Source organism: Paenibacillus sp. Pae15 (assembly GCF_024519685.1).
Taxonomy (GTDB): Bacteria; Bacillota; Bacilli; order Paenibacillales; family NBRC-103111; genus Paenibacillus_G; species Paenibacillus_G naphthalenovorans.
This window is the reverse complement of sequence record NZ_JALJRM010000027.1, coordinates 1-12,151: the sequence shown is the minus strand read 5'-3', so window position 1 is coordinate 12,151 and position 12,151 is coordinate 1. Positions and strand designations below refer to the sequence as shown.

Below are 12,151 nucleotides of genomic sequence, written 5' to 3'. Positions count from 1 at the left end.
ATGTCATGCCTTTTCAATGATGCCGGCTTTATGGCGGTCCAATGAAAACCGGTATCCCAGTGGGATGACATAGGTCGTATACGCACCTTCAGCAATAGCCGGACCCTCTAACAAGTTACCTGCACTTAGCAAATCAAAGGAATAGATCGGCGTCGACATCCACTGTTTTTCATAAATCCAAAAGACATCCCTTCTTCCCTTTAACGCGCGAGAAGGACCGGAAGAAGCGGGAGGAAACGTTGGCAGCTCCACTGCTTCTCGCGGAATTGAAGCATGTAAGGTAAACGCCTCGATAATGACCCCTCCTTCGACATTAAGTGAAAACGGACTGAATCGTCGTTTGTAGGACTCAATGAATGTGGCATAAATCAGATCCGCGTCCTTCACGGATTCAATCCGAAGAAGAGGAGATACGATTCGCTTCACATGCACTTGTCCCCCGAATTTCATATCGAGCTCTAATGTGAACTCCAAATCACCTCTGTTTACTGATTTTGTGCCCAAATTTTGATATGCCAGTGCTTGAAGCTCTTTAACGGCAACATTGAAAGCGTCAAAGTGATCCGGCCACTGCTGTCCGGGATACATAAGAAGAAACGGTTTCGATTTACTTAAGGTAAGGCTGTGCGACAATAGTGAGCTGGCAATTGCACAAAATACAGGCGAAAAAGGAAACGTTACAATTCGTTTGGGATCCAAGACTCTCGTATAGTCGCAGCAATGTGTTGGGCCTGCGCCGCCATATGCAAAAACGGTAAATTCTCTGGGGTCGAATCCGCGCATCAATGTTTCCTTTAACAATGTGTGTCCCATAAGATCGTTCGCCATGCGCCGCATTCTAGCAGCTGCATCTATGACAGATATGCCTAGAGGACGAGCGATTCGTTCGTTAATGCAGCGATAAGCGCGATCCCGGTTCAGCTTCCGTTTTCCTCCGGCGAACGTATCAGGATCCAGGTATCCCAGGATGAGGTCCGCATCCAGCAACGTCGGATCACTAGCTCCGAGATCGTACGCTGCGGGTCCCGGCACCGACCCGGCGCTTTGCGGCATCGCTTCAAGCTGACCGTTTCGTTCTAGGTTCACTTGGAAAATGGTGCCGCTGCCTGCTCCGATCGACGTCACTTCCAGCATATTGGCTCCAATGAGCCATCGATCGATGACTGGGCGCAATTCGCTCGTCATCGGCTCTCCAGCGCTAATGACGCCGACGTCAAACGTCGTTCCTCCCATATCGGTCGTAATGATGTTTTCGCCATATTTTTTCATCAGATTCGTTGCCCCGATCAGTCCTGCCGCGGGTCCGCCTTTGAATACGGAAACAGGAGCAGTGGACCATACATCGGCTAGCCCTGCATTATTTTGAACAAGGGAAATCTGTCCCCGAAAGCCATGCTTACGCAGCTCTTCGATCACACTGTACATTTGGAAGCGCATATTTTCCATCAAAAATAAATTAATTACTGCGGTCATCGTTCTTTGGTATTCTCCGCGAACCGAAGCTGACTCGCTTGAAAGGACGACAGGGAGCGCATATAAGTGGTCCGGGAACTCCTCCTTAATGATTTCACGCACCCTCAGTTCATGGCTCGGGTTTAAAAACGACCATAAGAAAGAGACGATAAAGCCTTGCACCCCTTCCTCTACTAAGCGGCTCACCTGCTCGCGAACCATCTCTTCGTCTAACGGCCGAATGACGTTGCCACGTGAGTCCATCCTCTCCAGGATGCCGACCGAAAGCTCACGCGGAATTAATGGGGACGGTTTCCGCGCCTTCGGCAGCAGTGATTCCCGTTCGATGTCACGTACCCCATCGATCCATTGCGCTCCCATTCCGATATAGATTGCATCCTCTGCCCCGGTTGTGGTCAACAGTCCAATTTTAGGCCCTTGTCGTGCTACAAGTTGATTCAACGCGGCTGTTGATGCATATCCGATCTCTTCCGTACTGGACAATAATTCGCTAAGGTCAATGCGCAGCTCGTCTGCACATTCGCGCAGCGCCTTTACCAGCACTTCACCGATTCGATTATGCGCGCTTGGACGTTTAGAGGATACAATACCCTGCTGATGAATGACGACACAATCCGCGAAAGTGCCGCCGATATCGATAAAGATCCGGTAGGTCATCCTACTCCCTCTTTCGTGGAAGGATTTGACTGATGTTTTTGCTTTAATTTATCTAAATCGATCTCAATGTCGTGCGTAATTGGATGCCCCGGAGGAAGCATTTCGTTCTCAAACATGACTCCGCATCCAGGGCAATAAAATTCCACAAGACGAGCCCAATCGGAATCGGGGGCAAAGGTGTACGTTTCGCCTTCGACAAGAGGGCGGAAAATCTCTTTCGGATCCCTCGCATGGATCAAACAGCCCTCTTTATAATTCATTCGTGCATCTATGAGCTCGATTCCGCAACGATTACAGCACCACATCTCCGAATTCAAGTCAATATCTATGCTTTCCGTAATTCGAATTCTCATGGCGACCTCCGAATGAGCATAGCTCTTCTGCTTGATACGGGCTTGTAGATCCAACCGGGAGCTACCAAGCATTCCGTCTCGAACCCCTCTATATAATGAAGACCTTTCACTTCTTCTAACAAGGCGACCTGAGTTCCCTGGATGCTCGGGGACGACAGCCAACCGCTGTTCGCACTCCATCGGATCGTTTTTGCAGTATAATTCTTTGTGGCATTAGGGACCAACGGCCTGCCCAGCGCCAGAGACAGATTCCTTATCCCTAACAAATCCGCAAGTTGACAAGCAACCATACCGCCGATCGTGCCGGAAACCATAAGTGGTGTATCCGAGAATAATTGCCCTCCTTCAGCCATTATCTTTCTCTTTACGAAGCTCGCAAGCTCTTGAATCCATTGGGATAAGTAGCGAATAGGTCCGTTTCCTTCGCTATAAACTTGTTCCTCTTGACCAGGCAACAATCCGGCGGAAGCCAAAAGGTCGTGTACCGGCTCCTTCTTTTGGTTATGAGGAAACAAGGCGCGAAGTGGCGTGCAGTCTGTAATTGAACTTGACTTGTAAGTCCCCCCTCTGCCAATGATAGCGGTTACAATTTTGTATAAATCGATATGGATAGCTATTCCCTCGCTTACGTCCTCCTCTTTCAACCATTGACGGATATTGGTGAAAAAACAATGTCTCTCATGAGCCAGCATGTCCCAAGGATAACATTGGTGGCTTGGAACCAGACGATGATCGCCCGTAAAAGTTAATAATCGACCTGTAAATCCGTGCTCTCGCAGCAGTTGCCTAACTTCTTTCACTTGTTGCAAAAGGTTACCACGAACATACCCGCTCACGACAACAGACTCAAGCCGATCCCATTCGCTTAGCTGCTGTGCACGATGTAAAGGAATTATTATAGGAATGGAACCTAACATATGCGGAGGATACAGGGTGGTGAACTTTTTCTTTAATTCTTCTTCTTGAAACTGCTGATCTAGTAATGGTGTTATACAAATGGCAACCGTTTCCGCGCCGTGATAGAGAAAACGGTTCACAGCGTCCCGAAGTGAAGCCGTTTGGTCAACGACACCCTCCGTCGGCATTACATAAAGGAACTCTTGAGGAATTTGAAGTAAAGAAAATAGTTTTAAAGCCTGTTCCTTATAATAATTTGAGGTGATCAGACCGACAGGCTGGCCTGTGAGGGAATAAACAGATTTACTAACACAATTGGTTTGAAGACGAATTTCAGGACAACCGCGTAAGAAATGAGAGGTATCGATCAAGTCTATCTCTGCAGCTTGATTTAGTACGCTTCGAATACCATGCGCCGCACCCATACGACCGATATCCGATACGGAAAGCGTACACCCACGATCATCAATCAACGCAACGGCACGATCCAAAATCTCAATTAGATAGGATGAACGGGCAGAATTCATACGTCCTCCTTCATTCCGAAATCGCGAGTTAACAATGAATTAATCATTGATTATTCCTTCATTTCGATCGGTTTCCATCATATAGATTGTGCCCGCCCGGATGTGAGTAGTATATTGTTCATTACGTTAATTTATTTTTCGTCTAATTTCCATTAATATACCATCTTACTCAACAATACGTCAATCCGTAATGACAAACTCATTTGTACCTTTAGGACAGTCACGTCTTCGCTTCCCACATTCCACAGACCTTCCCCATTTATTTAACCTCCATCCTTCCCTCTTATAGATTTATAGTTGTAAAGAAAATGCCCGTTGGAAATACTGGATAGGACATGAAATTTATTTTTTTGCTCCCCTTGTTTACATTTTAAGCTTTGATTCGTTGTAATAACGAAAGGATGAGGATGGTGGTTCAAGGATTCAATGAAGAAGTCATCAAAATGGTCATGAACAAGATATATCATTATCTTGTGAAAATCGGAGCGAACCCGGAGGATGCAAAAGACATCGTTCAAGATTCTTTTTACAAAGCAATCCTTTATATCGAAACCATTCCACCGGATAAATTTTCTTCATGGATGTTTAAAGTCGCGACGAATCAATTTTACGATCTGAGAAGGAAAACGAAAAAAATAAGCCATATCGAATTGGAAGAAAATTTAACGGCCAACCAAAAACTGATTGAGGACATGCTGCTTGCTCAAGAAGAAAAGAAAAAGATTTATGAAGTACTGCAGCAAATGAGCGATATATACAAGCACCTTCTGCTGCTCAAATATGATTTGGATTTATCGTACAAGGAAATCGCAAGTTTATTGGATATGAAAGAAGAAAAGGTGAAGACGTATTTGGCAAGAGCCAGACAGCACTTTAAAAAAAGATTTGGGAGGTACTACCATGAGTAACGAACATTACAACGATCACACTGACGCAGCGGACGAACCGTTCGATACACAGAAACTGCAAACGATCGTGAAGAAAGCGCAGCGAAAAAGCCTGCTTCGAACGGCTATAACTTCAACGGTAGTTTTTTTTGCAGCGGCCATTCTCCTGTTCATTGGGTACATTATCATTCGAAATACTTTAAATGAACAAGGCTATCATGCGCTGGCAAGCAGAGAACATTTGAAAAAAATTTCAGGACCGAACACCTATATTATAAGTGCGCAATTTCAGCCACGTTTGTTTAAAGGTGAGATGGAATACATGTTAGTTAAAAAAATGGAAGACCGGATCATCCCCTGGGGTACCGTGAATATGGAATACTCCATTTTTGGAACGATGTCGAAAAGGTTCGGCAGCCATGAAGATGTACAAATCTATGAATCCAATGGTACAAGCAGGGTTTTCAACAAACAAACCGGAGAACGGGAACTGCTGTTTTATCATCCCTCTCTTCCGTATACATCGATAATTAACGATTTGACGGTACTTCCGGCTATTCCAAATGACAAATACATTGAAATCGGATTATCTTTCGATAAATCGTATGCCTTGGAGGATGTGGAGCGCTTATTGCCGGATGAAGTTCATGTGACCTGGTATTGGGTTAATACGATAGATGCAGAAGAATTGGCAGGATTTCATGACGATCAACAACCGTTAAGAGCGGAAACCAGTTACGGGTTTGATCGTTATAGAGATGGTTTAACCGCCAATGATCCGGCACAAAAACAAACCGAAGAGGATTTTATCCGATTCGTCAAAACGGCAATAGAACAAAAGGATTATTATATTTCTGAATATCAAAGGATCTATAACGCCATAGAAAAAAACAAAAAAGACGGTTTAATTATTGGAGCCGTAGTGACAGGGACTAGAGAAAGCCTTCTTACGCTTAAAGATCAACCATTTATCAGAGCAGCCGTATTGGGCGCTACAGTAGATCAATTTTGAAAAGCAAAAATGGCTGCAGAAAGGAAAGTGAATACGTTGAAACATTTATTAGCCATCGAACTTAAAAAAAGGTTATCGATTAAGGTTGTAATGATTAGCCTGGCTTTTATATTTTTGCCGCTTCTCGTCGGTTTACCTTTAATCAACGGTGCATACGTCTTTTTTAGACCTATAGAGGTACATTCCCGGTTATTTGAGACCTCGGCCATCTCGTTATTATTTCCGGCATTGTTAGTTCCACTGCTTGCGAGCTCCTATGCCAAGGAAAAGAAAGATCATTTCCTTTCCTATGTACAGCCAAGGACTGATTTATCCGATTATGTTGTTGCAAAGGGACTTGCAAGTGCTATTGTGGCTTTTGTTGTCGCTTTCCTGATGATATTTATTCCCTTTTTATTCATTCAATATGTAGACCCGCTTTTTAATATGATCCAGTATACAACAGAATATTTCGAACGTGTTCGGGTCGGAACGTTTGAATTTTTAGCTGAAAAATCCTTTTTTCTTTATGGCGCAGTGTATTCACTATGGGTAGCCATCCATGGGGCACTTTATGTAACGATGGGTTATTTGCTTTCAATATACATTAATAACAAGTTCGTTGCTTTATCCATTCCATTTTTATGGTGGTTTGTTGGGCACTATGTTACCGGGATATCCGGATTAGAAAAATTTTCACCGATTTATACCGTTTTTCCATTTGGAATAACTCCTCAGCCGATCTGGACAGTATTTGTTCCTTTTACAGCTTTGATTCTAGTCATCGTTATTTTGCTAACTCTGATAAAAACGAAGCAGATCGTTTGGGCTGATGAATGATGAAAGTTCAAGTGAAACTAATTTCATGGAAATGGTTGTTTGCTGCTATCCCGATTATCCTATATTCCTTAAGTGACAGACTGTCGATGCCGCTTTTCGAGCAGGAATACAACGTTTCCGCTAACTTTTGGGATTATGTATTGATACCGGCAAGTCATCCATACTTTATCCTGTATTATTTTTTCCCACTCATTGTGTTCGTATCTACGCTTTTTATCAATAATACATTTGAATACACGATGCTTATACGGTTGGGCTCATATAGGAAGTGGATTTCTAAAAAGTTATGGGAACTGCTCTTTATTAATATTTTCTTTATGGCTATACTCATTGGATCTTTGCTCATCACTTCAATAAATACGCCGTTTTCAATGAATTGGAGCGATGTTGGCACAATGAATGTAGCTGGTAATGACATTCTTTATCATTTGCAATTACATTTTGCAACACCATTTATCGCAGCATTGTTACAAATTGTTTTGTTTATGTTTACACTCATCACGATTCAGCTTATGCTGTGCATCCTTTTTACAATATATAGGAAGCAGTCCATCCTGCATATTTTGAATGTACTGCTGTTCCTATGGGGTACTATTGGCTTTAAAGTTTTGCCATCCTCCATGAAATGGTTTTCCGTTGTAAACTATTTGAGTTTATTTCACGGGGTACTTTCTTTTCATAGTATAATCGCGCCTTTTGGGATCATGGCCTTAACTCTGCTGATGTTAGTCTTTATTGCCAACAAGATCGATTTAAATCACAGCAGCATAAAACAATATGCAATAAAAAAATCGCCATTATTCATTTATGGATTACTCTGCTTAATGGGGATATGGTTGAATACAGGCAAATACGCAAATGAGGGTTTGTCCATTTGGGACATTTTTATAGGCACATTTATGGGAACGACCAATGAAAGGTTTAGCCTTCTCTCCTTTACTTATTACGTAGTCGTTTTCTTAGGGGCGGTTTATCTTGTTCAATTGTTATTGCAGCAGCATCTATCGGAAATGAGTTTTTATACCATGATAAGATATCACTTTATGAACAAGTGGTTTTTAAGTTGGTTCCCCAAAATATTAAAATCAATCATCCTATTATTGCTGGCACTGCTTGCTGTAACCATGTTCATAGGGATGCTAAAAGGATATTCTCTTACCGTTCCGGAGAATGTATACCAAATTCTGTATCATTTTATGGTTAACGGGTTTTTGCAGCTGCTTTTTTATGTGCTTTTAGTCATCCTCATCTCTTTTGTTACAAAAGATGTCTTAAAAAGCTTTATTACTATGTTAGTGCTGACGATTTTTATGCTGCCGGGCTTTCGAATCCACAATATCATTCCGATGGGGTTAAATAGCATGGGTTATCTCCTTGAAAGCTCTTCAATCTATTTAACGTCAGCTCAGTTAGCAGCTTTTGTTGCGGCTGAAATCTTCATTTTATTATTTCTGTTAAACAAGAAAGACTATACCCTATAAAAAGAAAGGTGAAAGTGATGAATGGAATAGAATTAAGAAATGTAAGCAAATCATTCAAAGGATTATCTTTATTTGAGAATGTATCCGTGTCTTTTGAAAAAGGAAAAATATATGGAATTGTGGGCCACAATGGTTCCGGGAAATCTGTGCTTTTTAAAATGATGTGCGGTTTTGTTTTCCCCGATCAGGGAAGTGTTTTGGTCAATGGAATAGAGCTTGGGAAAAATAAAAGGTTTCCTGAGAACTTTGGAATCATCATTGATAAGCCTGGATACTTAGGTGATAAAACCGGGTTTGAAAACCTGAAGTATCTGGCTGCTATACAAAATAAAATATCTGATGAGAAGATCAAAGAAACGTTGGAAATGGTAGGACTTCAATACACTCTAAAACAAAAGGTTAAACATTATTCCCTTGGAATGAAGCAAAAATTAGCTATTGCACAGGCGATCATGGAAGACCAGGATGTCTTGCTTCTGGATGAACCATTTAACGGGTTAGACGTGGATAGTGTAGAAAATATTAGGAATCTGCTAAAAAGTTTAAATCAAGAGGGGAAAACCATTATCTTAACCAGCCATCATAACGAAGATATAGAGCTTCTTTGTGAGCATGTGTTTAGAGTGAGAAATTGTACTTTAGAACAACTGAAATAGAGAAAGCCACTCTTCTCCCGAGTGGCTTCTCATTTCCCGGCTCGCTGCCATACCCGCGCAACGGCCACTCTAGTGCCACCCCATCTGAAAGGCTGTTTCAACAGGGAGCTTCATTGTTGCTCTCCTTGCTTTTCTTCTTCGCCTTTTGCTGAATTCTCCCTCTCTTTCAGGTAAGGGATCAGATCGGCCCAGTCGTAATCTTCGACGTAGTACTCCTGGACGCTGTACTTGCAGGTGTTGGTGTCGGCCAAGGATTTAGGGCCTGGGAACCCGATGACCTTCCAGTTGACATGATCCTTGTTGCCCCCGTAGACCGGGTCGCAATAAAATCCCTGCCGGGTGTGGAGCACCAAAGCACTGAAGAAGTCCATGCCCTCGTCGAACGAGCCCTGAAGAAAGGTACTGTGGTCCCCTTCCGTAGTGAGGGAAATGGGCTGCGGCTGCGGCCTCCCTGAAAGGGCCACCAGAACCTCATCCTGCCGGTCGTCGCTCAAGTCCTTGAAAGCGGCGCCGAACTTCTCGCGGGAGATTTCGTCCAGTTTCCGGATCCCCTGACGGTAGTTCTCCTGCATTTCGGCGATACGCTCCCGCCAGGCATCGGCCTCTTTGCCCTCCAGCATCAGAAATCCGCTTCCGTCGGCAGCTGCATAGATGTAGTCAATGCCCGAAAGGTAATGGTCGATGAAGCGGACCACGCCAGCCTCCCGAGCGCCGGGGTCGTGGTCAGTTGGGATGATCCGGGCAGTCGCGGCTTCGATCGTCTCCCACTCATGCTGCTCGAAGAACAAGGGCTTGTTGGATTCGTGATCCACTGGAGACCCCATGACGGGCCAATCTGCTTTGCTTGTCATGAAACCTACCTCCTCTATGTTATAACCCGGCGGCTTGCCGTTTCTGGCGGCCTTTGGCATGGATTTCGGCGATATACTCGGAGCACCGCCAGGCGTTAGCCATCATCGTGAGCGTCGGGTTAACCCCCAGGGACGTTGGGAAGCTGCTCCCGTCCAGGATGTAGAGGTTCTCGACATCGTGGGCTTGGCACCACTTGTTGAGCACGCTCTTGGAGGGATCATTGCCCATCCGCGCGGTACCATGCTGGTGGCAAGTGTTGCCGGTCAACGAGTTTTCGGGAATGACTTTGATGGTTTTCGACGCCCCTGCAGCTTCAAGGATCTCCGCGTTTTTGTTGATCATCCATTTTGCCATACGAATATCGTTCGAGTGCGGTTTGTACGTAATCCGCGCAACCGGCATGCCCCAAGCATCCTTAACCTCGGGGTCCAGGTCCACTCGGTTGGACTCTTGAGGCAGATCCTGAAGGATAATCCCGATCTTCATGGAGTAGTTGTAGAAGTCGCGGTCCGCATCCTTCATGGCCATCCCCCACTCCGGCCTGCCCGGGAAAACCCAGTTGATCGGGTGTCCTACTTGCGACGCAGCGAGGATACAACCGCCGATGTGCCCTCTCTTCTCATCGGTCTCGTAGAACTGCATCGAGCCTCCGCTGATGTAGTGACCGGCAAACCCGTAAAGAGGATCGTGCACTTCTTTGTCGAAGAGGCCGGTCGCGAACGCGTATTCGTGGAAGGTGGCGTTCTTTCCGACCAGTCCGCTGCTGTTCGCCAAGCCGTCCTGAAACAGGTTGGACTTGGACAGCAGCAGCAGCCGTGCCGATTCTATGGCACCAGGGCACAAAACCACGATGCTGGCCTCCTGTTCGACCTCGCGCCCTTCCGAATCGAAGTAGATTACCCCTTTGGCACGACCGTCTTTATGCAGGGTGATTTCACGAATGTAGCATCCGGTTCGCAGATCGCACCGTCCCGTCGCCAGGGCTTCGGGGATAAAGGTAGTCAATGTGCTCGACCGAGTGGTTCCCGGGTCGCCGTACTGATTCCAGAATCCCGTCCAGTTCGTCGGAGTCCTCCCCTTATGGGGTTTGGTGATGATGGCATGTGGAATCGGGAACGCATTGATCCCGAGCTTCTTGCTCCCCTCGTAAAATTTCTTCCCAAACCTCGTCGGTGGCAGCGGCGGGGTAGGATATCCTTTGCTTCGGCGCGGTTCATACTTGTTTGCTTCAGCAAGGCCGGAGATACCGAACTCCCACTCGACCTTGGTGAGGTAGGGCTCGAGATCATCATAGGTGATCGGCCAATCCGCAAGGCTGGCGCCTTCAATATCGCCATGCAAAGTGTGCATTTTAAAGTCGCATTCCAACGGACGCGGGACCCATCCGGCCCAATGCACCGTACCACCGCCGACCATCTGCGGCGTAGGGGAAAACTGGAACCGTTTCGCTTTCGTGTGTTCATCCGGCCGCACGGTCCTCGGGCTGATCTTCGGATCCGGCCAAAGGTAGTTCCGGTTAACATACTTAAGTTCGTCACCCGAGAAGTTCTCCGGCTTCATCCGGGGACCTTTCTCCAACACCACGACTTTCAATCCTGCTTCTGCCAGAACCTTAGCGGTCGTGGCGCCGGTTGCACCTGCCCCCACGATACACACGTCGACCGGTTCGGGCTTCTTTACATACGTCATATCCTATCTTCCCCTTTGCAGACGAATTCGTTCCCGCGAAAGGGATGGTTCTCGCTGCGCCCCCATCGATTTCGCGGGTGATGGTGATCATTCAACTGTTTCACAGCTGCGCCCACTGCCTCGGACGGATGGCGGTACCAGTCCTCGTCCATCGGTTCATCGCAGCCACGTGCGCCGTCCTGCGTGCCAGCTTAGAAGCTGCTGCTCACCGACGCCCGTTCCAGGTACTTGACGATTTCCCGGGCGAAGGCCGGCAGGTCCTCAGGCGTTCGGGACGTAATCACGTTCCCGTCGCATACGACCTCTGCATCTACCCACTCGCCCCCGGCGTTGACCACGTCGTCGCGAATCGGCAGATAGCCCGTCACCCGCCGCCCGCGCACCGCACCCGCCGACGCGAGCATCCATCCGCCATGGCAGATCGCCGCCGTCAGCTTCCCGGACTCGTACGCCTTGCGGACGAGATTCACCATCGGCCGGGAGAGCCGCATGTGATCCGGGGCGAACCCGCCGGGAATCACCACCGCATCGAACTCATCCGCCTTGACCTCATCCGCGGACCGGTCCGCTGTGATTGGATAGCCGAGCTTGCTGTGATAAGTAGATTTCCTGCCCGATCCGACGATGACGACCGTCGCACCCTCCTCTTGCAGCCGGAGTACCGGATACCAAGCCTCCAGCTCCTGGTAATCATCCTCGATCAGCAGCGCAACGCGCCTGCCGTTTAACCTCATAGCTTTCGCTCCTTCCATTCACTTTCATTATCAATTCATCTAGCACGCCCCCAAGCAGGCCGTTGCCGTTCCCCGTCCGGGTGAGCATTACGCTCTCTGGTATTTGCCGGGCTT

11 protein-coding genes are annotated in these 12,151 nt (G+C 46.6%); 5 read left to right on the top strand and 6 right to left on the bottom strand.

Annotated features, from left to right (window positions below):
• Positions 1–3: 3 nt before the first annotated feature.
• The 3 genes from NR121_RS19370 to NR121_RS19360 are packed head-to-tail and all read right to left on the bottom strand — an operon-like array spanning position 4 to position 3,907.
• Positions 4–2,130 (bottom strand): hydantoinase/oxoprolinase family protein, encoded by a 2,127-nt coding sequence (locus NR121_RS19370; RefSeq protein WP_054818565.1) that lies wholly within the window; start codon positions 2,128–2,130, stop codon positions 4–6.
• Positions 2,127–2,483: an acetone carboxylase subunit gamma gene (locus tag NR121_RS19365; protein WP_054818564.1), complete on the bottom strand. Its 357-nt coding sequence runs from the start codon at positions 2,481–2,483 to the stop codon at positions 2,127–2,129. The genes NR121_RS19370 and NR121_RS19365 overlap by 4 nt, the downstream gene beginning before the upstream one ends.
• Positions 2,480–3,907: a hypothetical protein gene (locus NR121_RS19360; RefSeq protein WP_062408319.1), complete on the bottom strand. Its 1,428-nt coding sequence runs from the start codon at positions 3,905–3,907 to the stop codon at positions 2,480–2,482. The genes NR121_RS19365 and NR121_RS19360 overlap by 4 nt, the downstream gene beginning before the upstream one ends.
• Before the next feature lie 407 nt (positions 3,908–4,314).
• Here NR121_RS19360 and NR121_RS19355 point away from each other — a divergent pair, with 407 nt between their 5' ends.
• From NR121_RS19355 to NR121_RS19335, 5 genes are all read left to right on the top strand, one after another.
• A complete protein-coding gene (locus NR121_RS19355; protein ID WP_062408318.1) occupies positions 4,315–4,815 on the top strand; it encodes an RNA polymerase sigma factor in 501 nt (166 codons plus the stop codon).
• Positions 4,816–4,882: 67 nt separating this feature from the next.
• Positions 4,883–5,806 (top strand): anti sigma factor C-terminal domain-containing protein, encoded by a 924-nt coding sequence (locus tag NR121_RS19350; protein WP_256831801.1) that lies wholly within the window; start codon positions 4,883–4,885, stop codon positions 5,804–5,806.
• 36 nt (positions 5,807–5,842) lie between these two features.
• Positions 5,843–6,625, top strand: coding sequence for a hypothetical protein (locus NR121_RS19345; RefSeq protein WP_062408316.1), 783 nt, complete (start codon positions 5,843–5,845; stop codon positions 6,623–6,625).
• Complete coding sequence (locus NR121_RS19340) at positions 6,622–8,106, top strand: hypothetical protein (RefSeq protein WP_256831800.1); 1,485 nt, start codon at positions 6,622–6,624, stop codon at positions 8,104–8,106. The genes NR121_RS19345 and NR121_RS19340 overlap by 4 nt, the downstream gene beginning before the upstream one ends.
• A 17-nt stretch (positions 8,107–8,123) precedes the next feature.
• A complete protein-coding gene (locus NR121_RS19335; protein WP_062408314.1) occupies positions 8,124–8,762 on the top strand; it encodes an ABC transporter ATP-binding protein in 639 nt (212 codons plus the stop codon).
• A gap of 110 nt (positions 8,763–8,872) precedes the next feature.
• Here the strand turns inward: NR121_RS19335 and NR121_RS19330 are convergent, their stop codons facing one another.
• From NR121_RS19330 to NR121_RS19320, 3 genes are all read right to left on the bottom strand, one after another.
• Positions 8,873–9,613 (bottom strand): gluconate 2-dehydrogenase subunit 3 family protein, encoded by a 741-nt coding sequence (locus tag NR121_RS19330; RefSeq protein WP_054818555.1) that lies wholly within the window; start codon positions 9,611–9,613, stop codon positions 8,873–8,875.
• Positions 9,614–9,632: 19 nt separating this feature from the next.
• Positions 9,633–11,303, bottom strand: coding sequence for a GMC family oxidoreductase (locus NR121_RS19325; protein WP_137671064.1), 1,671 nt, complete (start codon positions 11,301–11,303; stop codon positions 9,633–9,635).
• A 191-nt stretch (positions 11,304–11,494) separates the two neighbouring features.
• The gene (locus NR121_RS19320; RefSeq protein WP_054818554.1) at positions 11,495–12,037 is read right to left on the bottom strand and encodes a type 1 glutamine amidotransferase domain-containing protein; all 543 of its coding nucleotides are present in this window, start codon (positions 12,035–12,037) and stop codon (positions 11,495–11,497) included.
• Positions 12,038–12,151 lie beyond the last annotated feature (114 nt).